Annotated in this window: 24 protein-coding genes; 13 read left to right on the top strand and 11 right to left on the bottom strand. The window is 70.5% G+C overall.

Going from position 1 to position 23,645, the window contains the following annotated elements; translation table 11 throughout:
* Window positions 1-157 precede the first annotated feature (157 nt).
* A complete protein-coding gene (locus tag AB5J50_RS07640; RefSeq protein WP_369256131.1) occupies window positions 158-1,213 on the top strand; it encodes a fatty acid desaturase in 1,056 nt (351 codons plus the stop codon).
* 105 nt (window positions 1,214-1,318) lie between these two features.
* On the top strand, window positions 1,319-1,501 hold the full coding sequence (locus AB5J50_RS07635; RefSeq protein WP_151473737.1) for a hypothetical protein: 183 nt from the start codon (window positions 1,319-1,321) through the stop codon (window positions 1,499-1,501).
* Window positions 1,502-1,707: 206 nt separating this feature from the next.
* Here AB5J50_RS07635 and AB5J50_RS07630 read toward each other — a convergent pair whose 3' ends face one another.
* Complete coding sequence (locus AB5J50_RS07630) at window positions 1,708-2,547, bottom strand: hypothetical protein (protein WP_369256129.1); 840 nt, start codon at window positions 2,545-2,547, stop codon at window positions 1,708-1,710.
* 135 nt (window positions 2,548-2,682) lie between these two features.
* Window positions 2,683-2,988: a hypothetical protein gene (locus AB5J50_RS07625; protein WP_369256127.1), complete on the bottom strand. Its 306-nt coding sequence runs from the start codon at window positions 2,986-2,988 to the stop codon at window positions 2,683-2,685.
* Window positions 2,989-3,086: 98 nt separating this feature from the next.
* On the opposite strand from AB5J50_RS07625, the gene AB5J50_RS07620 reads away from it, so the two are divergent.
* Window positions 3,087-3,977: an oxygenase MpaB family protein gene (locus AB5J50_RS07620; protein ID WP_369256125.1), complete on the top strand. Its 891-nt coding sequence runs from the start codon at window positions 3,087-3,089 to the stop codon at window positions 3,975-3,977.
* Here AB5J50_RS07620 and AB5J50_RS07615 read toward each other — a convergent pair.
* Window positions 3,954-4,487: a PadR family transcriptional regulator gene (locus AB5J50_RS07615; RefSeq protein WP_369256123.1), complete on the bottom strand. Its 534-nt coding sequence runs from the start codon at window positions 4,485-4,487 to the stop codon at window positions 3,954-3,956. The two genes, AB5J50_RS07620 and AB5J50_RS07615, sit on opposite strands and share 24 nt — an antisense overlap.
* A gap of 108 nt (window positions 4,488-4,595) precedes the next feature.
* On the opposite strand from AB5J50_RS07615, the gene AB5J50_RS07610 reads away from it, so the two are divergent.
* Window positions 4,596-5,354, top strand: coding sequence for an alpha/beta fold hydrolase (locus tag AB5J50_RS07610; RefSeq protein WP_369256121.1), 759 nt, complete (start codon window positions 4,596-4,598; stop codon window positions 5,352-5,354).
* Between the two features lie 4 nt (window positions 5,355-5,358).
* Here AB5J50_RS07610 and AB5J50_RS07605 read toward each other — a convergent pair whose 3' ends face one another.
* Complete coding sequence (locus tag AB5J50_RS07605) at window positions 5,359-5,958, bottom strand: class I SAM-dependent methyltransferase (protein ID WP_369256119.1); 600 nt, start codon at window positions 5,956-5,958, stop codon at window positions 5,359-5,361.
* Between the two features lie 152 nt (window positions 5,959-6,110).
* Here AB5J50_RS07605 and AB5J50_RS07600 point away from each other — a divergent pair, with 152 nt between their 5' ends.
* The 5 genes from AB5J50_RS07600 (at window position 6,111) to AB5J50_RS07580 (ending at window position 11,201) form a co-directional block, all read left to right on the top strand.
* Complete coding sequence (locus AB5J50_RS07600) at window positions 6,111-6,884, top strand: MHYT domain-containing protein (RefSeq protein WP_327426873.1); 774 nt, start codon at window positions 6,111-6,113, stop codon at window positions 6,882-6,884.
* A gap of 63 nt (window positions 6,885-6,947) precedes the next feature.
* Window positions 6,948-9,488 carry a nitrate- and nitrite sensing domain-containing protein gene (locus tag AB5J50_RS07595; protein WP_369256117.1) on the top strand — a complete coding sequence of 847 codons (2,541 nt, stop codon included), beginning with the start codon at window positions 6,948-6,950 and terminating at the stop codon, window positions 9,486-9,488.
* Window positions 9,485-9,922 (top strand): roadblock/LC7 domain-containing protein, encoded by a 438-nt coding sequence (locus tag AB5J50_RS07590; RefSeq protein WP_327426871.1) that lies wholly within the window; start codon window positions 9,485-9,487, stop codon window positions 9,920-9,922. The genes AB5J50_RS07595 and AB5J50_RS07590 overlap by 4 nt, the downstream gene beginning before the upstream one ends.
* Before the next feature lie 19 nt (window positions 9,923-9,941).
* Window positions 9,942-10,355 (top strand): DUF742 domain-containing protein, encoded by a 414-nt coding sequence (locus tag AB5J50_RS07585; RefSeq protein WP_369256114.1) that lies wholly within the window; start codon window positions 9,942-9,944, stop codon window positions 10,353-10,355.
* A 240-nt stretch (window positions 10,356-10,595) separates the two neighbouring features.
* Entirely contained in the window at window positions 10,596-11,201 is a 606-nt protein-coding gene (locus AB5J50_RS07580; protein WP_327426869.1) for an ATP/GTP-binding protein, read from the top strand.
* Between the two features lie 76 nt (window positions 11,202-11,277).
* On the opposite strand, the gene AB5J50_RS07575 is transcribed toward AB5J50_RS07580, so the two are convergent.
* Complete coding sequence (locus tag AB5J50_RS07575; RefSeq protein WP_369256112.1) at window positions 11,278-11,706, bottom strand: PPOX class F420-dependent oxidoreductase; 429 nt, start codon at window positions 11,704-11,706, stop codon at window positions 11,278-11,280.
* A gap of 95 nt (window positions 11,707-11,801) precedes the next feature.
* On the opposite strand from AB5J50_RS07575, the gene AB5J50_RS07570 reads away from it, so the two are divergent.
* A complete protein-coding gene (locus AB5J50_RS07570) occupies window positions 11,802-12,215 on the top strand; it encodes a roadblock/LC7 domain-containing protein (protein ID WP_327426868.1) in 414 nt (137 codons plus the stop codon).
* 127 nt (window positions 12,216-12,342) lie between these two features.
* Window positions 12,343-13,362 carry a DUF6397 family protein gene (locus AB5J50_RS07565; protein ID WP_369256110.1) on the top strand — a complete coding sequence of 340 codons (1,020 nt, stop codon included), beginning with the start codon at window positions 12,343-12,345 and terminating at the stop codon, window positions 13,360-13,362.
* A gap of 109 nt (window positions 13,363-13,471) precedes the next feature.
* Here AB5J50_RS07565 and AB5J50_RS07560 read toward each other — a convergent pair whose 3' ends face one another.
* Complete coding sequence (locus tag AB5J50_RS07560) at window positions 13,472-14,338, bottom strand: acyl-CoA thioesterase II (RefSeq protein ID WP_330302866.1); 867 nt, start codon at window positions 14,336-14,338, stop codon at window positions 13,472-13,474.
* A gap of 19 nt (window positions 14,339-14,357) precedes the next feature.
* A complete protein-coding gene (locus tag AB5J50_RS07555) occupies window positions 14,358-16,871 on the bottom strand; it encodes a DEAD/DEAH box helicase (protein ID WP_369256107.1) in 2,514 nt (837 codons plus the stop codon).
* 145 nt (window positions 16,872-17,016) lie between these two features.
* Between AB5J50_RS07555 and AB5J50_RS07550 the strand changes: the two genes are divergently transcribed.
* Window positions 17,017-17,811: a metal-dependent hydrolase gene (locus AB5J50_RS07550; RefSeq protein ID WP_327426864.1), complete on the top strand. Its 795-nt coding sequence runs from the start codon at window positions 17,017-17,019 to the stop codon at window positions 17,809-17,811.
* A 151-nt stretch (window positions 17,812-17,962) separates the two neighbouring features.
* Here AB5J50_RS07550 and AB5J50_RS07545 read toward each other — a convergent pair whose 3' ends face one another.
* From AB5J50_RS07545 to AB5J50_RS07530, 4 genes are all read right to left on the bottom strand, one after another.
* Window positions 17,963-18,238, bottom strand: coding sequence for a type B 50S ribosomal protein L31 (locus tag AB5J50_RS07545; protein WP_327426863.1), 276 nt, complete (start codon window positions 18,236-18,238; stop codon window positions 17,963-17,965).
* 34 nt (window positions 18,239-18,272) lie between these two features.
* Window positions 18,273-18,743 carry a DUF5709 domain-containing protein gene (locus tag AB5J50_RS07540; RefSeq protein ID WP_369256105.1) on the bottom strand — a complete coding sequence of 157 codons (471 nt, stop codon included), beginning with the start codon at window positions 18,741-18,743 and terminating at the stop codon, window positions 18,273-18,275.
* Window positions 18,744-19,010: 267 nt separating this feature from the next.
* Complete coding sequence (locus AB5J50_RS07535) at window positions 19,011-20,792, bottom strand: ABC transporter ATP-binding protein (RefSeq protein ID WP_369256103.1); 1,782 nt, start codon at window positions 20,790-20,792, stop codon at window positions 19,011-19,013.
* Window positions 20,789-22,576 carry an ABC transporter transmembrane domain-containing protein gene (locus tag AB5J50_RS07530; protein WP_369256101.1) on the bottom strand — a complete coding sequence of 596 codons (1,788 nt, stop codon included), beginning with the start codon at window positions 22,574-22,576 and terminating at the stop codon, window positions 20,789-20,791. Before AB5J50_RS07530 ends, AB5J50_RS07535 begins: the two co-directional genes overlap by 4 nt.
* A gap of 235 nt (window positions 22,577-22,811) precedes the next feature.
* On the opposite strand from AB5J50_RS07530, the gene AB5J50_RS07525 reads away from it, so the two are divergent.
* Window positions 22,812-23,582 carry a L,D-transpeptidase family protein gene (locus AB5J50_RS07525; RefSeq protein WP_369265329.1) on the top strand — a complete coding sequence of 257 codons (771 nt, stop codon included), beginning with the start codon at window positions 22,812-22,814 and terminating at the stop codon, window positions 23,580-23,582.
* The last annotated feature ends 63 nt before the right edge of the window (window positions 23,583-23,645 follow it).

Genomic DNA, 23,645 nt, shown 5'->3' with positions numbered 1-23,645 from the left:
GTGACGTGGGTCACCTCGTTCGGGGTGGTGCCCACACCCCTGCGGTGCGCCGGAAAGCCCCCGGGCGGACACGGGTGGTGGCGCCATGGTCGCCGAAGGTCACTGATTCGTACCTTTCTTCAGGTCACCCCGTTCCCTGAGAGACCGGAGACCCGCCATGCCCCTGACCGCCGCCGCCCTCGCGGAACCGCCCCCAGGGGCAAGCGTGGGGCAGACCCCCGGAAGCGAGTTCGCGCCCCTTCTGCGCACCGTCAAGGGCCAGGGGCTCCTGAAACGGCGCCACGGCTGGTACGCGCGCGAGATCGCCGTGAACGCGCTGGCCCTGGCCGGCGTCATCACCGGTGTCGCCCTGATCGGCAACTCCTGGTGGTCGCTGCTTCTCGCCCCCGTGCTCGCCGTTCTCGCGGCCCGAACGGCGTTCATAGGCCACGACGCGGGTCACTCCCAGATCACCGGCAGCTCATCCGTCAGCCGCTTGATCGGCCTGCTCCACGGCAACCTGCTCCTGGGGATGAGCCACTCCTGGTGGAACGACAAGCACAATCGCCACCACGCCAACCCGAACCACATCGACAAGGATCCCGACGTCGTCGCGGACGTCCTGGTGTTCACCAGTGAGCAGGCCAAGGACCGGGCCGGCTTCCGGCGCTGGCTCACCCGCAACCAGGCCTGGCTCTTCTTTCCGCTCACCCTCCTCGAAGGTGTCGCGCTGAAGGTCCACGGCTTCCAGGACCTTCGCCGGCAGCCGCCGCGTGAGCGGGCCGTGGAGGCACTGCTCCTGGTGGCCCATGTCGTCGCGTACGCGGCCCTGCTGCTCACTTCCATGTCCCTCGGCAAGGCTTTGGCCTTTGCCGCCCTCCACCAGGCACTGTTCGGCCTGCACTTGGGCATGGCCTTCGCGCCCAACCACAAGGGCATGGAGATGCCCGACCCCGACGGCGAGCGCTGGGGTCATCTGCGCCGCCAGGTGCTCACCTCACGCAACGTCCGCGGCGCCGTTCTGACGGACTGGTTCCTGGGCGGCCTGAACTACCAGATCGAGCACCACTTGTTCCCCAGCATGTCCCGCCCCCATCTGCGCCTCGTCCAGCCTCTGGTGCGCGCACACTGCCAGGAGTTGGGTATCCCCTACGCGGAGACCGGGCTCGTCGACTCCTACCGACAGGCCCTGCGCCATATGCATGAGGTCGGGGAGCCTCTCAGGGTTGAGTAGGGGGCGCGGCTCAGGGACGTATCAGGGTCGCGGTCCGGAACCGTGGGAGGCGGGGACCCGTTCTCAGGACAGAGAGCGGCAGCAGCCGCGAAGGAGGCGACACACATGTCGAAGAACGCGAAGATCGCTGCAGGAGGTGTGGCGGTCGGCCTCATCCTGCTGATCTGGCTGCCCTGGTGGGCCGCCTTCTTGATCGTGCTGGGAGTCCCGGCGGCCGCATACCTTGCGCTGGACCCCTCGCAGCGGCGCAGGCTGCGCCGCGTCACGCGCAAGGAACTCGGCCGCTGAGGAGCCACCACCCTGGTGCGGCTCCGTCCCGCATGCGGGAGTCGACCACAGCGCCGCTCGCGGGCCTGCCGCCGGTACGGTCCGCGAACGGGGCCGCATGCCCCGCTCCATGAGGATCTCGATGCCTCGATGGGCACCCTTCTCGGCGCCCCGGACGCGAGCCGCCGGATAGGGCCGCGCCGCCGGGTGCCGTGTGGCGCGGCCGCTCAGCTGGGACGTACGGCCATTTTGTCGAGGGCCTCCAGGAGGCCGGGCAGTTCCGGTCCGCGACCGACGGGCAGGACCTCTCCGGGTTCCTCGTCGAGGAGGACGAAGGCGATGTCGTCGGTTCTGGCGACCAGGGACCAGCCGGGGCCGTCGGCGCGCAGGGTCCGGGCGTCGCCCGTGGCGAAGGATGAGCGGACACGGCCAAGTGGAGGCGGCGTCTCCACGTAGGAGCGTGCCTCCGCGAGGACCCGGCGGATGCCGCTGCGGGCTTCGCCGTCGCCGCTCTCCTCCTGCGGGGTGTCCTTCGCCTGCGCCTCGCCGTCCGACGTCACGAAATCGGCGTCGTCGATCTGCTCCCGCCAGGTCGCCCACTGCAGTGCGATCTCGTCGGCGCCGAGGCGCCGTTGGGCAGGGCCCCAGGTGGCAGTGTCCGGTGGGCTGAGCGGGGGCAGCTCCGTGAGCTCGGGCGCGGGGTCGTGCGGGGCCGGCACCCCGGGGGCCGAAACGGCGACCTCAAGGGGCCAGCCGGGCAGCGCCGCGACGACCGTGCGCTCGTCCGGCGACAGGTCCTGCTCCATCCCGCAGTCCCAGGACGCGATGGCGACGGCGACCAGTGACACGTCGTCGACGACGACCGTCCACCGCGCGCCCTCGCCGTCCTGGCCGAGCACGAGACCGTACCCGTCGGCGAGCGGCGCGAGGCCGAGCGCCGCGCAGGCCTCCGGGTAGTCGTCCCCCAGCACGCTGGGGAACTTGGCGGGTGTCAGCAACACCGCCGTCAGCACATACAGTGCGTCGTCGTCCCCGGTGGCGACGGCGTCATCGTCCGTCCCGGCCATCCCAGCCTCCCCATCGCTACGTTTGTCGGCGCACCATAATGCGACCGGAAGGCGCTTGTCACGGGCCCGAAGCACACCCGGAGCTGCAGTTATCCGGCTGGACAGGGGCGAATCGACCGTCCCGGCCCCCTGGGGTCAGGTCGCGGGCAGCCCGAGCAGCGTACGGGCCACCGTCCTCGGCGATTCGTCGCGTTCCCGCGCCAGGGCGATCACAGCCCGGCAGGCCAGTTCGTTCACCCCGAACGACAGCGCCTCCGGCGACACCCAGGCCGCTGCCTCGTCGATCTGGTCCTGGTCGTCCTCGGCACACGCCGACACATACGCCGCGGCCGCCTCGAACAGGTTGTGCCCACGCTTCTCCGGCCGTGGTGCGACGGGCCGCCGTTCCTCCGGCCGCTCGGCCGTCTTCTTGCGCCATATCTTGCGGAGTCTGTCGAACATCGGGCCACCTTCCCCCTGCGCGATGGACATCGCTGATCGTTCATCTGCTGCTACTCAACGTAGAGTTGGAGCTTCGGCGACAGAAGGGGCACGGCCAGGTGAAGCGTTACGAGCGGCTCGAACAGATCCGGCGGATGGACCCGGAGAAGGAGGCGTCGGAGATCTATCGGCTCACCTCCGCGTACGAATTCCCCTGGGACTTCACCCGGGCCCTGGAACTGGCGCTCTACCGCACATACGCCGTCCCCAGCATCGGTCGGCTGCTCGCCGAGACGGCGGAACTCACGGACCGCACACAGAAGCGCTACGACGACACCGCACTGCTTCTCGACGCCATCGTCGAGCACGGCTTCGACGGGGAGGAGGGCCGTACCGCGATCCGCCGCATCAACCAGATGCACCGCAGCTACGACATCAGCAATGAAGACATGCGTTACGTGCTCTGCACCTTCGTGGTGATGCCCAAACGGTGGATCGAGGCCTATGGGTGGCGCAGGCTGTCGCGCCACGAGATCGTCGCGTCCACCGTGCACTACCGCACGCTCGGGCAGCACATGGGCATCAAGGACATCCCGGAGACCTACGAGGAGTTCGAGGCCTGTCTCGACTCCTACGAAGAGGCCCATTTCGGGTGGGACGTGGGCGCGCGCAGAGTCTCCGACGCGACGCTGGAGCTGATGGCCTCCTGGTACCCGCGTCCGCTCGCCCACCTGCTGCGCACCTCGACCCTGGCCCTGCTCGACGAACCGCTGCTGCGTGCCTTCCGTTACGAGCTCCCGGGCGCCGTCACGCGTGCGCTGGTCCGCCGTGCGGTGCGTGCGCGTGGCCGGCTGGTCCGCCTGATGCCACCGCGCCGTGCCCCGCACTTCGCGCGGCAGAACTGGGAGATCAAGGGTTACCCGGACGGCTATCGCGTCGCCGAGCTGGGCACCTGCCCGGTGCCGGGTGTGCGGGGCTGCCCCGTCTCATCGGCCGCCCGCGTCGAGTGAGTCGATCGTGGCCCGCAGCCAGGCCAGTTCGGCTCGGCTCGTGGCCCGCGCGATGGTGAGGACGCCGCGCCGGAAGGGGTCGTCCAGGTCCTCGGCGCGCAGCGGCTGGTCGCCGTCGTAGAAGAAGCTCGCGGGCTCCTCCAGGAAGGCGAGCCTGCGGCGCAGTACGGCGGCCTGTGCCCCCGGGTCGTCCAGGTGCCTGAGGAAGGCGAGCACCGTGAACCAGCGGTTCTCGTCGGTGATGTCGCGCCCCGCCGGTTCCGCGAGCCGGCGGCGCAGTTCGCGTCTGCCCTCTTCGGTGAGGGTCAGGATGTGACGGGGGGCGGCCACGGAGCCCGGCTGCGTTGCCCTTTCCAGCAGCTCCGCCTTCTCCAGCCGTTTGATCGCGGGATACAGCGTGCTCTCGGCCACGGGCTTCACATGCCCTGTCAGCGCCGTGATGCGCTTGCGCAGCCCGTAGCCGTGCAACGGGGCGTCGTACAGAAATCCGAGGATGGCCAGCTCCAGCATGCCCCTATTCTGCCGCACCCTCGCTGTACATCGCTTCCTAGATACATCGGTTCCGAGGTATTCTCTCGGAGGCGCCAGGAAACGTGAAGCGGCACAGGGGAGCGCGTGATGAAGCAGGCAGAATTCGACGGCAAGGGAAGCCGGATCCGCTGGACGGAGGCGGCGGGCAACGAACCCGCGCGGGTGTACGTGCACGGCCTGGGTTCGGCCTCGACGGTCTACAACGCTCATATCGCGGCCCGGCCCGAGCTGGCCGGCCGCCGCACCCTGTTCGTCGACCTGCCCGGTCACGGCATCAGCGACCGGCCCGCGGACTTCGGCTACACCCTGGAGGACCACGCGGACGCGCTCGCGGCGGCCCTGGACGCGGCCCACGTCACCGGCGCCGAGCTGGTCGCGCACAGCATGGGCGGCGCCGTCGCCATCGTGCTCGCCCACCGGCGGCCCGACCTGGTCTCACGGCTGGTCCTGACGGAGGCCAACCTCGACCCGTACCCTCCGGTCACCGCGGGCAGCAGCGGCATCGCCTCCTACGAAGAGGACGACTACGTCGAAAACGGGGGCCACGCGCGCGTACTGGAGAAGGTCGGCCCCTCCTGGGCGGCCACCATGCGACTCGCCGATCCGCGCGCCCTGCACCGCACGGCGACGGGGCTCAGCCGAGGCACGAACCCCACGATGCGCCACATACTCGAAGAACTGACCATGGACCGCGTCTACCTCCAGGGCGAACTGAGCGGTGAACTCCCGGGCAGGGAAGGCCTGGAGGACGCCGGAGTGCGGGTCGTGACCGTGCCCGGCGCCGGGCACAACGTCATGTTCGACAACCCCGACGTGTTCGCGGCGGAGGTCGCCGGAAAGGGCTGATGGTTCAGCCGTGGTGGACGGCCAGCGCGAGGAAGCGGGTGTCCTCGTCGACGTACGACGTCATGGCCCAGCCGGAGCCGGCCAGCAGGGGCCGGAGATTGGCCTCCGCGCGCAGGTCGTCCGGGGTGATCTGCCGGCCCTGACGGGCAGCGAGCGCCGCCCGGCCGATCGGATGGAAGAGCGCAAGGGCGCCCCCCGGCCGTACCACGCGAGCCAACTCCCTGAGGTTTTCCGCCGGGTTCGGCAGATGCGCGATGAGGCCCGCCCCGAACACCGCGTCCAGCGACGCCGTGCGCAACGGCAGCGCGGAGACGTCGGCGAGCAGCAACTGCCCGTCCCGGTCCCGTCCGGCCCGCACGGCGGCCTCCAGCATGGCCGGGGTCAGATCGGCCCCGAGGGCCACTCCGGAGGCCCCCACGGCCGCTCGCAGCGGCGGCAGGGCGCGCCCTGTGCCGCAGCCTGCGTCGAGTACGCGGTCGCCCTCGCGCAGACCCATTTCGGTGACCGCGGCCGCGTACGCGGGCCCGTCGTCGGGGAACTTGGCGTCCCAGTCGGCGGCGCGTGCGGTGAAGAACTCCTGGACATGTGTGTGGTCATCGCTCATGTTCCGCATGATCCCTCACCGACACGAAGGACGACGCGGCGCACATGTTCGAGCGTGACGCGATCGTTCAGGTACATCTCTTTGTCATATTCCAACAGCTTTCGAAATGCGCCTCCTTTGTGCGCCCCTGCCCGGACTAGCGTCCCTGAGCCATGGGACACCTGGACCACGCCGCCTTCGGCTGGCTGACCCCCGTGCTGTCGTATGTGATGGCCTGCATAGGCGCCGCCCTCGGGCTGCGCTGCACGGTCCGCGCGCTCGGCGCCACCGGGCGGTCGCGCCGCAACTGGCTCCTCACCGCGGCCTCCGCGATCGGCACCGGCATCTGGACAATGCACTTCGTGGCGATGCTGGGCTTCAGCGTCAGCGGCACGGAGATGCGCTACAACGTGCCGTTGACCATCCTCAGTCTGCTCGTCGCCATGGTCGTCGTCGGCGCGGGCGTCTTCGCCGTCGGCTACGGACGCGACCGGGGCCGCGCGCTCGTTCTCGGCGGACTCACCACCGGACTCGGCGTCGCGAGCATGCACTACCTGGGTATGGCCGCGCTGCGGCTGCACGGCCAGGTGCACTACGACCCGGGGCTCGTCGGCCTCTCCGTTGTGATCGCCGTGGTCGCGGCGACCGCGGCCCTGTGGGCGGCGCTCAACATCAAGTCGCCCGTGGCGGTCGCCATCGCCTCCCTCGTCATGGGCGGCGCGGTGAGCAGCATGCACTACACCGGAATGATCGCGGTGAGCGTGCGCGTCACCCCCTCCGGCGAGGCCCTGCCCGGGGCCACGGCGATGCAGTTCATCTTCCCCCTCGCCGTCGGCCTCGGGTCCTATCTCTTCCTGACATCGGCGTTCGTCGCGCTGTCGCCCACGGCCGGCGAGCGCGAGGCATCCGCATCGGCCCAGCGGCCGGTCGAGAGCGTCGCCCGCTAGCGGCGGGCCCGGAGCCACGACGGCCCGGAAGGCACGCCCCGAACCTTTCCGAGCGAGGAGGCCATGCGTACACCCCGTAGGACCCCCATAGCCGGCGCCGAGCCGCCGCCCCAGCCCTTGGCACGCGGTCGCCGCGCGCACGCCGGCCCACCGGCCGACGAGCGCGCGGACACCGACGAGACCGTCGCGGGGACGCCGCAAGAGGCACCCACGCGCGCGGGACGGTGGCGCATCAGGCCCCGCACCGTACGAGCCAAGATCGTCTGCCTGCTCATGGTGCCGGTCATCTCCCTGCTCGCCCTGTGGGCATACGCCACGGTGAGCACCGCCCAGGACGTCTCGCGGCTACGGCAGTTGCAGCGCGTGGACTCGACGGTCCGATCCCCGGTCGACGCAGCCGTCGCCGCGCTCCAGGCCGAACGCACGGCCGCCGTCCGCTACGCGACCGACCCCGCCACCGAGCAGCCGGGAGACCTCAAGGAGCTGGCGCGGCGCACCGACCGCGCGGTGGCCAAACTGCGGCTGGGCGACCACAACACCGTCGCCGACGGTGCCGACCTGCCCGCAGGAGTGGCCGGGCGCCTCAATGTCTTCGTCACCGGAGCCGAGCACCTGCGGTCCCTGCGCACCGCCGTGCTGGACCGCCGTACCGGATGGGACGAGGCGTACGGGCAGTACACCAGGACCATCTCGACGGCCTTCGCGGTGGGCGGCGCGCTCACCGGCATCCAGGACGCCGACCTCGGCTCCGACGCGCGCGTGCTGCTCGAATTCTCCCGGGCCGGGGAAGCGCTCGCTCAGGAGGACGCGGTGCTGTCCAGTGCCCGGCTCGCCGGGAGCCTCGACGGCGAGCGGCTACGGCTGTTCACCGGTGGCGTCGACACCCGCCGCACCCTGATCGACTCCGCCGTCGCGGATCTGAGCGGGTCCGAACGAGCCGCCTGGCACCACCTCGTGGAGGGGAGCGCGTACACCGACGTACGCGCCGTCGAGGACAAGGTGCTCGTCTCCCGCCCCGGCGGCAAGGCGATCGACGCCGCGCCGGAGGCCGACTGGAACACGGCCCACGCGCGCGTGCAGGACGGAATGCGCACGATCGAGGCGAACGCGGGGCGCGGTGTCGCGGACCGCGCCGACCCGTTCACCCGCGGTGTGCTCACCCCCGCCGGTGCCGCCGTCCTGTTCGGACTCGCCGCGGTCGTCGCGTCCCTCGTCATCTCCGTGCGTATCGGACGCGGCCTCGTCATCGAGCTGGTGAGCCTGCGCAACAGCGCCTTGGAGATCGCGCGCCGCAAACTCCCGCAGGCCATGCGCAAACTGCGGGCCGGGGAGGAGATCGACGTCCGCGCCGAGGCCCCGCCGGGGCCGCCCGCGGAGGACGAGACGGGACAGGTCGCTGAGGCCCTCGGCACCGTCCACCGGGCCGCCCTGCGCGCCGCCGTCGAACGCGCGGAACTCGCCAGCGGAATCTCCGGGGTCTTCGTCAATCTCGCCCGTCGCAGTCAGGTCCTCGTGCACCGTCAACTGAGCCTGCTGGACAGCATGGAGCGCAGGTCGGAGGATCCGAACGAGCTGAGCGACCTCTTCCGGCTCGACCACCTCACCACACGCATGCGGCGTCACGCGGAGAGCCTGATCATCCTCTCCGGAGCCGCGCCCGGCCGGGCCTGGCGCATGCCGGTCTCACTGACGAACGTGGTCCGCGCCGCCGTCTCCGAAGTCGAGGACTACGCGCGCGTGGAGGTACGGCAACTCCCCGAGGCGTCCGTGGTCGGTGCCGCGGTGGCCGACCTCACGCACCTCTTGGCAGAGATCGTCGAGAACGCCGCCCAGTTCTCGCCGCCCCACACCCGGGTGCGGATCACCGGCGAGCCGGTCGGCAACGGCTACGTGGTCGAGGTCGAGGACCGGGGGCTCGGCATGGGCGCGGAGACGCTCGCCGAGGCCAACCGGCGTATCGAGCAGTCCGAGGCGCTCGACCTGTTCGACAGCGACCGGCTCGGACTGTTCGTGGTCAGCAGGCTCGCGGCCCGGCACGGCATCAAGGTGCACCTGCGGACCTCGCCCTACGGCGGTACCACCGCGGTCGTTCTCCTCCCCACGGCCCTGCTGCACGGCGGTGCGGAGGAACGTTCCCCCCGCAGGACCGACACCACCGGAAGGCAGCCCACGGAGCGGGAGTACGCGCGCGTGTCGGCCGCCCCGGAACAGGAATCCGTGCAGGCCATCACCGAGCGGCCCGCACTGGTGCCCCCGGTGCAGAGCGTTGCCGAAGCCCCCGTGAACGGCTCGTCGGACAACCCACCACCTGGAGTCACCACGCTGCGGCTGCACCGTCCTCCGGACGACTCCGAAGACTCCGACGACCTCCCACGGCGGGTACGGCAGGCGAGTCTCGCCCCCCAACTGCGCGAACAGCGCTCCGAGGAGCCGGTGGAGACGCCGAGTCCCGAAGGCGCCGACGAGCGAACTCCCGAACTCGTACGGGACCGCATGGCGGCCTACCGCGACGGCTGGGTACGCGGCAGCGGCAGGTCACCCGGCCTCAGAGCCACCCCCGACCCCGAAGCGGGCAGCGACAGCAGCGAAGGAGACCCCGCATGATCCAGGATCCGAGCATGAGGGCCGCCCAGCGGTCCGGCGAACTCGACTGGCTGCTGGACGACTTGGTGCTGCGCGTGGCCGAAGTGCGACACGCCGTGGTGCTCTCCAACGACGGTCTCGCGGTGGGCGCCTCCACCGGTCTGCGCCGCGAGGACGCCGAACACCTCGCCGCCGTCGCCTCCGGCTTCCACAGCTTGGCCAAGGGCGCAGGCCGCCACTTCGGTGCCGGCGGCGTACGTCAGACGATGGTCGAGATGGACGACGGCTTCCTGTTCGTCGCCGCGGCCGGTGACGGTTCCTGCCTTGCCGTCCTCACCGCCGTCACGGCCGACATCGGCCTGGTGGCTTACGAGATGGCGCTGCTGGTAAAGCGCGTGGGCGAGCACCTTTACACGCCGCCGCGGGTCGCCGCACAGCCGCCCGCCGCCGGATGACCGAGGACGGTCGGTGCAGATGACCGAGGACACGCCGGGCGCCCCGCCGCAGCCGGGCAGCCAGTGGTACGACAACGAGGCCGGACCGCTCGTCCGCCCCTACGCGATGACGGGCGGGCGAACCAAACCCGGCCCCACTGGGGTGCGCTTCGACCTGATCGCCCTGGTCACGCTCGACACGGGCGCACCCGGTGTCGACGACGACACCTCACTCGGCCCGGAGCACCGGACGCTGATCGAACTGTGCCGTATCGAGACGCAGTCGGTGGCCGAACTGGCCGCGGGCGCCGACCTGCCGGTGGGCGTGGTCAGGGTGCTCCTCGGCGATCTGCTGGAACTGGGCTGCGTTACCGTCAGCCGCCCCGTGCCGCCCGCGCAACTGCCCGACGAGCGGATCCTCCGCGAGGTGATCGAGGGGCTGAGGGCGCTCTAGATGAACCACGTCGGCTTGTCCTGGACCTCTTTGTGCCCACATTCGAGCACTGAAACGGACGCGAGCGGGTCACAACGGTCAAATTGCGGTCAAATCCCTCGAAGGGGAGCCGCAGTTGTCATGATGCTGACTTCGCACACTCGCGCTGACGCTTCGCACACCCGCACTGATGTACCGACGCACACTCTGCACAGATGTACCGACGTCGACCGTTGTCGGCACTCCCGAGAGAAGTGATCGATGGTCTCCGAGAACTCCGATGCCTCGGGTGGCGAGATGACCGCCCTGGCATTGAAGATACTGGTCGCCGGCGGATTCGGCGTGGGCAAGACCACCCTGGTGGGCGCGGTCAGTGAGATCAGGCCGCTGCGCACCGAGGAACTACTGAGTGAGGCAGGCCAGTCGGTGGACGACACCGACGGTGTGGACCAGAAGGTCACGACGACCGTCGCGATGGACTTCGGACGCATCACCATCAGGTCCGGCCTCTCGCTCTACCTCTTCGGAACCCCGGGCCAGGACCGGTTCTGGTTCCTCTGGGACGAGTTGTCGCAGGGCGCCCTCGGCGCCGTCGTTCTCGCGGACACCCGGCGGCTCGAAGACTGCTTCCCCGCGGTGGACTACTTCGAGCACCGGCACATCCCGTTCGTGGTGGCCGTCAACTGCTTCACGGGCGCCCGCACTTACGGCGCTCAGGACGTGTCCCGCGCCCTCGACCTCGACCGGGGGACGCCCGTGGTGCTCTGCGACGCACGTGACCGTGACTCCGGGAAGGAGGTGCTGATTCGTCTCGTCGAGTACGCCGGGCGGGTACACACCGCCCGGCTGCTCGACTCCGTCGGCTGAGACGTCGGCTGAGACCAGGGGGAGCCGGCCCCGGAGTTCGACCGACCGGGCGCCGACGGTGGCCGGGCCGAAGCTCTCAGTCGGCCACGGAGGCGTAGGCAAGAACCTTCTCGATCCTTACGCGTACGAGGAGTTCACCGGGAACCCCGTTGCGTTTCCCGAACTCCTCGGCGCGCTCTTCGCCCATATAGCGGGAGCCGATGCGGGCGGCCCAGTGCCGCAATTCGACGAGGTCCTCGGAAAGCACGGCCCGCCCCTCCAGCACGACGAAGTCGTAGGGCGGCCGGTCGTCGTCGACGCACAGTGCGACCCGGCTGTCCCGGGCCAGGTTCCGTCCCTTGACGCTCCCCTTCGCGGTGTTGAAGAGCACGTCGTCGCCGTCCAGCAGAAACCAGATCGGCGTCACATGGGGACTGCCGTCGGCCCGGACGGTGGACAGTTTTCCGGTGCGGGTGCCGTGCGAGACGAACGCCCGCCATTGCTCGTCGGTCATCTTCTCTGCCATGCCGACCATCCTCCTTGCTCGGAGGGCAGCTGTGGGGAAGGCTGGCTGGTCAGATCCTCCGGCCAGGGGGAAGGACACCACGGGGAGACCGGATCATGGCGCAGAACACGGGGCTTGGCTGGCTGCTGGACGACCTCACCGGGCGCGTCGAACACATACGGCACGCGTTGGTGCTGTCCAACGACGGGCTGGTGACAGGCGCGAGCACGGGACTGCGGCGCGAGGACGCCGAACACCTCGCCGCGGTCTCGTCGGGCCTGCACAGCCTGGCCAAGGGCTCCGGCCGTCACTTCGGTGCGGGGCAAGTACGCCAGACGATGGTCGAGTTCGACGACGCGGTGCTCTTCGTCACCGCCGCCGGCGCCGGCAGCTGTCTGTGTGTCCTCAGCGCCGCGGAGGCCGACATCGGCCAGATCGCCTATGAGATGACCCTGCTCGTGAACCGCGTCGGCGAACACCTTCGCGTGGACGCGCGGCAGCCAGAAGGCGCACCCACCGTAGACCTCTGACCTGGGCATACGTCGTCGCGGTCAGAGTTATCCACAGGCTCGCCGCGATGTCGGCCGCGCCGGATACGGTTTTTCTCGAAGCAAGCGCACGCCAGCGCGAGCAACTCGCTCCACGGGGAGAACCGCCATGTCCGGCAACACGATGACCCAGTCCGCCACGTCGTCACTCAGCCGCGCCGCACGAGAACTGGAACTCAGGCGCGGCGAGTTCGACCTCGCCCTGCACCTCGGATGCGTCCGGACTGTCCCCGACGAGGGCGGCGGTGGACGTCGCGTCGCACGCACGGAGATCGACCGGGTGCGCTCCGAGGACGGCTTCCCCGAGTCCCTGCGCGAGCGTGTCAAGGTCGTCGGCACCACGGAGGGCGCCGCCCTCATGGAGGTGACCACCGCCAGGTTCACACGCCTGGCGCGCCTGGGGCTCGTGGTGCCGGTGAAGTTCTACTTGAACCGCTATCGAGCCGTGGTCTGGCTGTATCTGGCCGAGGAACTGCGGCAGTTCACGGCCGACAAGGACAACGCCTTGATGCTGAGCGGCCGTACGCCCGAGGGACTCCGCGACCAGCTGGAGGCCGGTCTGGACCTGCGCCCCCGCAACTGGCGGGGACGGAACATGGGCTTCCTGCTGCGGCAGGCCGAGGACCCCTGGGCACGGGCCGCGGTCGTGGCGTCCCTGCTCGACCCCGTTCAGGTGGCGGAGATCGTCAGCGATCCGTACGAGCGGGCCTATCTGAACCGCTTCCGGCCCGAGCAGGCTTCTCACGGTGCGCCGGACTCTCCTGCCGCGCACCTCGCTTCACGGATCATGACGGCTGAGGATCCCGACGAGATCAGCTGGCTCCGCGCCGACCTGGGCCAGGCTCTCGCCGGAGCCCGGGAGCTCCGTGCCGCGCCCCGCCCGACAGCGAAAGTCCCACCATCCGTGGCCGTGTCCCTCGTGGCCTCACCACCAGTGGCCTCGCGACCGGGGCCGACCGCTCCGGAAGAGCGGCCGACGGCCGAAGATCCGCTGACGGCGGAGGACCGGCCGACGGCGGAGGGCCGGCCCAGGACCGAGGACCGGTCCACGACCGAGGACCGGTCCACGACCGAGGAGTCCGAGCGGTCACGGAGGCTGCTCGGGTGGCTGCGCCGCAGAAACCCCTGAGCCCTGAGCCACCGGTGTCGTTCCGCAGCGCCCTGAAGAGCCCTTCCCGGGACCGTCAGGCGCTTCCCCGCAGCGCCTGAAAAGCGTCCCGGGGAGGGTCGGCACTTCCCTACAGCGCCCGGAAAAGCCCCTCTTGGACGACCGAGACGAGCAGGCGTCCCTCCAGGTCGTAGATGCGCCCGCGGGCCAGCCCGCGACCGCCCGTCGCGATCGGGGACTCCTGGTCGTACAGGAACCACTCGTCCGCGCGGAACGGCCGGTGGAACCACATCGCGTGGTCCAGCGAGGCCATGTCGAAGCCGCGCGGGCCCCACAGCGGTTCCACCGGGATCCGGACGGCGTCCAGAAGGGTCATGTCGCTCGCGTACGTGAGGGCACAGGTGTGCACCAGCGGGTCATCGCCCAGCGGCCCGACGGCACGCATCCACACCGCGCTGCGCGGCTCGGCGTCCTTGATCTCCTCGGGGGTCCAGCGCAGCCGGTCCGCATAGCGGATGTCGAACGGCTGACGCCGTGCCATGCGCTCCAACGCCTCGGGGAGCGCGCCCAGGTGTTCCTTGATCTCCTGCGTCACCGTCGGCAGCGACTCCGGGTCCGGAACCTCGCGGGCCGGCGGCAGCTGGTGCTCGAAGCTCCCTTCCTCAGGCTTGTGAAAGGAAGCGGTCAGATTGAAGATCGTGCGGCCCTGCTGCACGGCGGTGACACGACGGGTGGTGAACGACCGCCCGTCCCGGACCCGTTCGACCTGGTACACGATCGGCACGCCCGGCCGGCCCGGGCGCAGGAAGTACGCGTGCAGCGAGTGCACCGGCCGGTCGCCTTCGGTGGTGCGCCCGGCGGCGACCAGGGCCTGGCCCGCCACCTGGCCACCGAAGACCCGCTGCAGTGATTCGTCCGGGCTGCGGCCACGGAAGATGTTGACCTCGATCTGTTCCAGGTCGAGCAGATCGACGAGTCTCTCGGCTGGGTTCGTCATGTGGGGGATTCTCCCGTCCTCACAGCTGGCCGACGTCGGTGACCTTGACCACGGCGCGGCCCTCCGCGTCGGAGGCCACCAGGTCGACCTCCGCGCTGATGCCCCAGTCGTGGTCGCCGTTCGGGTCGGCGAAGGTCTGACGGACACGCCACAGGCCGTTCTGCGGCTCTTCCACGATCGACAGCAGCTTGGGGCCGCGGGCGTCGGGGCCGGTGCCGAGGTCCTCGTACTCGTCCCAGTACTTGTCCATCGCCTCGCCCCAGGCATCGGCGTCCCAGCCGGAGTCGGTATCCATCTCGCCGAGCTCGTGGACATGGTCGAGGGCGGCGAGCTCGACCCGGCGGAACATGGCGTTGCGGACGAGGACGCGGAAGGCGCGGGCGTTCGCGGTGACCGGCTTGACCTGGTCGGCCTTCTCCTGGGCCTCCTCGGCCGTCATCTCCTCGGGGTTGGCGAGCTGCTCCCACTCGTCCAGGAGGCTGGAGTCGACCTGGCGCACCATCTCGCCCAGCCAGGCGATGAGGTCCTCCAGGTCCTCGGACTTGAGGTCGTCCGGGACGGTGTGTTCAAGCGCCTTGTAGGCACTCGCCAGGTAGCGCAGGACAATGCCCTCAGTGCGGGCGAGCTCGTAGTTGGAGACGAACTCGGTGAAGGTCATGGCTCGTTCGTACATGTCACGGATGACGGACTTCGGGGACAGCGGATGGTCACCGACCCACGGATGGCTCTTGCGGTAGGTGTTGTACGCGTGGAAGAGCAGCTCCTCCATCGGCTTGGGGTACGAGACGTCCTGGAGCCGTTCCATGCGCTCCTCGTACTCGACGCCGTCCGCCTTCATCGCGGCCACGGCCTCGCCGCGCGCCTTGTTTTGCTGGGCCGCGAGGATCTGCCGCGGGTCGTCCAGCGTGGACTCGACGACGGACACCATGTCGAGGGCGTACGAGGGGGATTCGGGGTCCAGGAGCTCGAACGCGGCGAGCGCGAAGGTCGACAGCGGCTGGTTGAGCGCGAAGTCCTGCTGGAGGTCGACGGTGAGGCGGACGATGCGGCCCGTGGAGTCCGGTTCGTCGAGCTTCTCGACGATGCCGCCGTCGAGGAGCGAGCGGTAGATCGCGATCGCCCGCCGGATGTGCCGCAACTGCTGCTTGCGCGGCTCGTGGTTGTCCTCCAGCAGATGCCGCATGGCCTCGAAGGCGTTGCCCGGGCGGGCGATCACCGACAGCAGCATGGTGTGCGTCACGCGGAAGCGCGAGGTCAGCGGCTCGGGTTCGGAGGCGATGAGCTTCTCGAAGGTGTTGTCCGTCCAGCCGACGAAGCCCTCGGGAGCCTTCTTGCGCACCACCTTGCGGCGCTTCTTCGGGTCGTCGCCCGCCTTGGAGAGGGCTTTCTCGTTCTCGATGACGTGCTCGGGAGCCTGCCCCACGACGTAGCCCGCCGTATCGAAACCGGCCCGCCCGGCGCGGCCCGCGATCTGGTGGAACTCCCGCGCGCGCAGCGTCCGCACACGGGTGCCGTCGTACTTCGTCAGGGCCGTGAACAACACCGTGCGGATCGGGACGTTGACTCCGACGCCGAGGGTGTCCGTGCCGCAGATGACCTTGAGGAGACCGGCCTGGGCCAGTTTCTCCACCAGGCGGCGGTACTTGGGCAGCATGCCCGCGTGGTGCACGCCGATTCCGTGGCGTACGTAACGGGAGAGGTTCTGGCCGAACTTGGTGGTGAAGCGGAAGTTGCCGATCAGCTCGGCGATCTGGTCCTTCTCCTCCCGCGTGCACATGTTGATGCTCATCAGCGCCTGCGCGCGCTCCACAGCCTGGGCCTGGGTGAAGTGCACGATGTAGACGGGTGCCTGCTTGGTGGCGAGCAGCTCGGTGAGTGTCTCCGTCAGCGGAGTCAGCACGTACTCGTAGGAGAGGGGCACGGGCCGGGTCGCCGAGCGGACCACCGAGGTGGGGCGGCCGGTGCGCCGGGTGAGGTCCTTCTCGAACATCGAGACGTCGCCGAGCGTCGCCGACATCAGGATGAACTGCGCCTGCGGCAGTTCCAGGATCGGGATCTGCCACGCCCAGCCGCGGTCACCCTCCGCGTAGAAGTGGAACTCGTCCATGACGACCTGGCCGACGTCGGCGTGCTTGCCGTCGCGCAGCGCGATGGACGCCAGCACCTCGGCGGTGCAGCAGATGACGGGGGCGTCGGCGTTCACGGAGGCGTCGCCGGTGAGCATGCCGACGTTCTCGGTGCCGAAGATCTTGCACAGCTCGAAGAACTTCTCCGAGACGAGCGCCTTGATCGGCGCCGTGTAGAAGGTGACCTCGTCACGGGCGAGCGCCGCGAAGTGCGCGCCCGCGGCGATCATGCTCTTGCCCGAGCCGGTGGGCGTCGAGACGATCACGTTCGCCCTCGAGACCACCTCGATCAGCGCCTCCTCCTGATGGGGGTAGAGCGTGAGACCGCGTTCCCCGGCCCACGACTCGAAGGCTTCGTAGAGGGCGTCGGGGTCTGCGGTCTGCGGCAGCTGATCGATAAGGGTCACGCCCCCATCTTGCCTGTGAACCCACTCGATGGGGGAATCGGATGCTGGTCGGAAGATCACGACCGCTACGCTGTGGCGCCGGCCAAGCGTCAGCGCACACGGGCAACTGGACAGCGGTACAAGAGGAATGGGGCGGGGAACGGCCATGATGGGACCAGCACACTCACTGTCGGGAGCCGCGGCCTGGCTCGGCGTCGGAGCGGCGGCCGCCGCGGCCGGCCACACCATGCCCTGGCCGGTCCTCCTGGTCGGCGCACTGATCTGCGCGGGCGCCGCCCTCGCCCCCGACCTGGATCACAAGGCGGCCACCATCTCGCGCGCCTTCGGACCCGTCTCACGGGGCCTGTGCGAGATCGTCGACAAGCTCTCGTACGCCGTCTACAAGGGGACGAAGAAGCCCGGCGACCCGCGACGCTCCGGCGGACACCGCACCCTGACGCACACCTGGCTGTGGGCGGTGATGATCGGCGCGGGCACCTCGGTCGTGGCGATCACCGGCGGCCGCTGGGCGGTCCTGGCCATCCTCTTCGTCCACATGGTGCTCGCCATCGAGGGTCTGCTCTGGCGGGCGACCCGTGGTTCCAGCGCCGACATCCTGGTCTGGCTGCTGGCCGCGACCAGCGCCTGGATCCTCGCGGGCGTCCTGGACAAGCCGGGCAACGGCTCGGACTGGCTGTTCACCGCGCCGGGCCAGGAATACCTGTGGCTCGGGCTCCCGATCGTCCTGGGCGCTCTGGTGCACGACATCGGGGACGCCCTGACGGTGTCCGGCTGCCCGGTCCTGTGGCCCATCCCGATCGGCCGCAAGCGCTGGTACCCGATCGGCCCGCCCAAGGCGATGCGCTTCCGCGCCGGCAGCTGGGTGGAGCTCAAGGTGCTGATGCCGGTGTTCATGCTGCTGGGCGGGGTGGGGTGCGCGGCGGCGCTCAACGTCATCTGAGGTGCTGGGCGGCCCGTGTCGTCCTCGTGCGGACGCCTCCAGGTAGCCGTGGACGCGGTCCAGCCGGGGCTGTGGCGGCGTCGAGGTGGTGGAGGAGTCGCTCTCAACGGGCCTGTACGGCAGGGCGGTTGGCCCAGGGGCATCGTCTCGTTCAGGCGGTGGTGCTCCCACCGGAGTCCTGCCCGCCGCCTCCGTACCGCCGCTCGAACTGAGCGACGCGGCCCTCCGTGTCGACGGTCCGGGCCTTGCCCGTGTAGAACGGGTGGCTTTCCGAGGAGATCTCGACGTCGACGACCGGGTAGGTCTCGCCGTCGTCCCACTCGATGGTCTGCTCGCTCGTGGCGGTGGAGCGGGTGAGGAAGGCGTAGCCGGCGGCGCGGTCGCGGAAGACGACGGGGTGGTAGGCGGGCTGCTTGTCCTGCTGCATGGGTGCTCCTTGGGGGAGAGGGGCGGGGGATCGGTCAGCCGGACAGGGAGTCCTCGTCCACGATGTGCATCGCGGCTTCCTCGGCCGAGGCGGCGGCTCCGTCGATGCCCACGTCCGTGGCGATGAGCCCGCTCTCCTCGTCCTCATGGGCGCCTTCATTGGGGGCCACGAGACGGCCGGAGCGCTGGGCGCCCACCTCGTTGTCGAGGGGTTCGCCGTCGGTGCCCTCGCAGTCGCCGATGCCGTCTCCGTCGGGTTCCGCGACGTCGGGCAGTTCCTCCGCGAGGCGCTGGTCCAGGGTCTCGCCCTCCTGGCGCTCGGCGGCGGTCACGCCGGAGTGCTCCACCGCCCATGGTCGCTCCGGTGGCGACCAGCCCCGGTCGAGGGGATCGCCGACGCCGTCGGCGAGCAGGGTGTCCTCGGCGTCGAGCAGCCCCGCGTCGTCCTGTACCTCGGATCCGTCGGGCTGGTAGACGTCGTCTCCCCATCCGTCGGCGCTGTTCACGGCTACCTCCAGGGGGTGCGGGCGGGGTCCGGTGCCGCCGCACTCGACGACGGGCGCACGGGCCACTGGACACAGGCGTCACGCCGCGCGAACGGGTGGTTCCCGGGAGTCCCCCGAGCCGGTGCCCACATCCAGCCTTCCACCCCCCTTCGGCACCGCGCAACGCCACACGGTCCGATGTGGGACGGGCAGGCCCTCGGATGCAGGCCCAGGGCGCCGGTGCGACCGCTCTCACATGTGAGCGCGGACCGCACCGGCAGCGCTCGCTCACCCGTGCCAGGACCGCCACAGCGCGGCGTACGCGCCCTCCGCCGCGACCAGCTGGTCGTGGCTGCCCAGCTCGCTGATCCGGCCGTTCTCCACGACGGCGATGACATCCGCGTCGTGCGCGGTGTGCAGCCGGTGCGCGATGGCGACGACGGTGCGGCCGTCGAGGACACGCGCCAGTGAGCGCTCCAGATGGCGGGCCGCGCGCGGGTCGAGGAGCGAGGTCGCCTCGTCCAGGACCAGCGTGTGCGGATCGGCCAGCACCAGCCGGGCCAGCGCGATCTGCTGGGCCTGGGCCGGGGTGAGCGCCACCCCGCCGGAGCCGACCTCGGTGTCCAGGCCGTCGCCGAGGGCCCGGGCCCAGCCGTCCGCGTCGACCGCGCCGAGCGCCGCCCACAGCTCGGCGTCGGCGGCGCCGGTCCGGGCGAGCAGCAGGTTGTCGCGCAGGGAGCCCACGAAGACGTGGTGTTCCTGGTTGACCAGGGCCACGTGGGAGCGGACCTCCTCGGCGGGCATCCGGGACAGTTCGGCGCCGCCGAGCGTGATCCGGCCGTCCCGGGGCGCGTAGATCCCGGCGAGCAGCCTGCCCAGCGTGGACTTGCCCGCGCCGGACGGACCGACCAGGGCGAGCCGGGTGCCGGGCGCGACCTCCAGGGAGACCTCGCGCAGCACGTCCACTCCGGCCCGGTAGCCGAAGTGCACCCGGTCCGCGTGGACGTCGCGCCCGTCCGGGGCCACGGCCGGGTCGCCCGCGGCCGGCTCGATGTCCCGGACACCGACGAGGCGGGCCAGCGAGACCTGGGCGACCTGCAGCTCGTCGTACCAGCGCAGGATCAGGCCCACCGGGTCGACGAGCATCTGCGCGATGAGCGCGCCCGTTGTCAGCTGGCCCACACCGATCCAGCCGTGGAGGACGAAGACCCCGCCGATCATCAGGACCGAGCACAGCACCGTCACATGCGTGAGGCTGACGACCGGGAAGAGGACCGACCGCAGCCAGAGCGTGTACCGCTCCCATGCGGTCCACTCCTTGACCCGGCGGTCCGACAGGTCGATGCGGCGTTCGCCCAGGCGGTGCGCCTCGACCGTGCGCCCGGCGTCGACCGTCTCGGCGAGGACGGCGGCGACAGCGGCGTACCCGGCGGCCTCCGAGCGGTAGGCGGACGGCGCGCGCTTGAAGTACCAGCGGCAGCCGACCACCAGCAGTGGCACGGCGACCAGCACGGCGGGGGCGAGCGCCGGCGCGGTCACGGCGAGTCCGCCGAGCAGCAGCGCCGCCCACACCACACCGATGGCCAGCTGTGGCACCGCCTCGCGCATCGCGTTGGCGAGCCGGTCGATGTCGGTCGTGATGCGGGACAGCAGATCGCCGGTCCCGGCCCGCTCCAGGACGCCGGGCGGCAGCCCGACCGACCGTACGAGGAAGTCCTCGCGCAGATCGGCCAGCATCCGCTCGCCGAGCACGGCCCCGCGCAGTCGTACCGCTCGTACGAACACGGCCTGGACGACGAGGGCGACGACGAACAGCGCGGCGGTGCGCTCCAGATGGAGCTCGCGCGCGTGGTCCGAGACCCGCTCGACGACCGAGCCCAGCAGATAGGGCCCGGCCATCGAGGCGACGACGGCCACGGTGTTGACGGCGACCAGGAGCAGGAAGGCCCTGCGGTGCCGTTGGAACAGTTCGGCCACGTAGGCGCGTACGGTCGCGGGCGCGCCGACGGGCAGGGTGTTCGCCGTCGTCGGGGCGGCCGGGTCGTACGCCGGTGGCGCCACGCCGATCATGCGGTCTCCTCGATTTCTTTCAGTGCTTCCAGTACGTCGTCCAGGGCGGCCTCGTCCTCGGTCTCCCGGGTCACGACGGCCCGGTAACGCGGTTCGCCGCGCACCAGTTCGCGGTGCACGCCGACCGCCGCGACCTCGCCCTCGTGGACCAGGACGACCCGGTCCGCGTGGTCCAGGAGCAGCGGCGAGGAGGTGAAGACCACCGTCGTGCGCCCGGCGCGCAGGGAGCGCACGCCGTCGGCGATCCGGGCCTCGGTGTGCGAGTCGACGGCGGACGTCGGCTCGTCCAGGACGAGTACCTCGGGGTCCGTGAGCAGCGACCGGGCGAGCGCCAGACGCTGACGCTGGCCGCCCGACAGGGAGCGTCCGCGTTCGGTGATCCGGGCGTCCATCGGGTCCTCGGCGTCCAGCGACCCCTGGGCGAGCGCGTCCAGGACGTCGCCGCACTGCGCGGCGGCCAGTGCGGCCTCGGCGGTGACGAGACCCGACGCGGGTACGTCGAGCAGCTCGCGCAGCGAGCCGGACAGCAGCACCGGGTCCTTGTCCTGGACGAGGACGGCGCTGCGGGCGGAGTTCAGCGGCAGTTCGTCCAGCGGTACGCCCCCGAGGAGCGCCGAGGTGCCCTCCTCGGAAGGGTGCCCGCCCAGCCGCTCGGCCAGCAGCCCCGCCGTGTCCGGGTCGCCGCACACCACGGCGGTGAGCCGGCCGGAGGGCGCCAGCAGCCCGGTCGAGGGGTCGTACAGATCGCCGCCCGGCACCTCCGCCTCGCGAGATCCGTCGCTGTCCATCGCTCGTTCGAGGGACAGCACCCGGGCGGCCCGCTTGGCGGACGGACGCGAGAAGGAGTACGCCATGGCGATCTCCTCGAAGTGCCGCAGCGGATAGGTGAGCAGCATGACCGCGCTGTACACGGTGACCAGTTCACCGACCGTGATCTTGCCGTCGCGGGCCAGATGCACGCCGTGCCAGATGACGGCGATCAACAGCAGACCGGGCAGCAGTACCTGGATCGCGCTGATCATCGACCACATCCGGGCGCTGCGCACGGCTGCCCGGCGGACCTCCTGGGAGGCACGGCGGTAGCGGTCGAGGAAGAGCTCCTCCCCGCCGATGCCGCGCAGTACGCGCAGGCCTGCGACGGTGTCCGAGGCCAGTTCGGTGGCGCGTCCGGCCTTCTCGCGCTGGAAGTCGGCGCGCCGGGTGGCGCGGGGCAGCAGCGGCAGCACGGCGAGCGCCAGGACAGGCATGCCCACGGCGACGATCACACCGAGCGCCGGCTGGTAGACGACCAGCGCGACGCAGACCAGCACCACGGTCACGGCGGCCGCCGCGAATCGCGACAAGGCCTCCACGAACCAGCCGATCTTCTCGACGTCGCCGGTGGAGACCGCGACGACCTCGCCGGCCGCGACGCGCCGCGTCAGCGCGGAGCCCAGTTGGGCGGTCTTGCGGGCCAGCAGCTGCTGGACGCGCGCGGCCGCCGTGATCCAGTTGGTGACCGCCGTGCGGTGCAGCATGGTGTCGCCCAGTGCGATGCCCGCGCCGCAGAGCACCATCAGCCCGCCCGTCAGGGCGAGCCTGGTGCCGGAGCGTTCGACGACGGCCTGGATGGCGAGGCCGACGCAGAACGGTAGCCCGGAGACGGCCACGAAGTGCAGCAGACCCCAGGCGAGGGCCTTGAACTGCCCACCGAGCTGATTGCGGCCGAGCCACCACAGGAATCGGGGACCCGAGCGCGCGTCCGGCACACCCGGGTCGGGATACGGAAGGTCTTGAATCTGCATGACGTCCCAGTGGCTCGTGTCAGGGGGTGGCGGGAGCCGCGGTTTTCGGCAACCGACCGGCCGTGAAGGCCGGCAACAAACCGTGAAAGGTTCGCGTCGCAGCGTGGTCGGAGGCAAACGATTTTTCGCCGCGGGGCATGGATTCGGCCCAACCGCCCGCGAACGGCCGGGAAGCAGATGGTGGGCAATTCGCCCGATACGTGGTGCGACTATGTGCCGTATGCGAAAGAACGGGATGGGCCGCGTGCGAAAGAGCGGCGCGATGCGTGCGGGGCTCGCCGCGGCGGCTTGTGGTGTCCTTGTCGTCGCTCTGTCGGCCTGCGGTGGCCAAGGCGGCGGGAGCGGGAGCGCGAGTGGGAGCGGGACGAAGGGCACCGGAGGGCCCGGCGGCCAGGCCGGCGACTCCCCGCCGCAATCCGTCGACCTGAAACGCATCCCTGACGTCGGCGACCGGTTGCAGAAGCGGATCCCGTCGGCCTCCCACCAGGTCGTCGCGGTCTACGGCGAGGGCAGGAACTCCGCCGATTCCACCGTCGTCCTGTACACGAAGTCCGGTTCCACCTGGGACGAGACCCGCAGGTGGCCGGCGCACAACGGGTCCAGGGGCTGGACCACCGACCACCACGAGGACGACAAGCGCAGTCCCGTCGGGGTGTTCACGCTCACTGACGCGGGCGGAGTGCTCGACGACCCGGGCGCCCTGCTCCCGTACGACCGGTCGGAGACCTATCAGGCGCCGTACGACTGGGCCGAGTCGTACTGGCACGACTTCGACTACGTCATCGCCATCAACTACAACCGTCGCGCGGGCACCCCGCCCGACGACCCGAACCGCCCCCTGGGACAGTCGAAGGGCGGCGAGATCTGGCTGCACCTGGATCACGACAGCGGCACGTCCGGGTGTGTGACCGTGTCCGAGTCGGCCATGGAGTATCTGCTGCGCACGCTCGACCCGGATCAGCACCCTGTCGTGGTCATGGGGGACAAGGCGGACCTGAACGCCTAGTCCTCGTGGCGGAACGAGGGACACCACGACGTGGGTCCCCCGTTCCGCCACCGTCCCCGTGCG

The organism is Streptomyces sp. R35 (assembly GCF_041053035.1).
GTDB classification, from domain to species: Bacteria; Actinomycetota; Actinomycetes; order Streptomycetales; family Streptomycetaceae; genus Streptomyces; species Streptomyces lutosisoli.
This window is presented reverse-complemented; position numbering and strand designations above follow the sequence as displayed.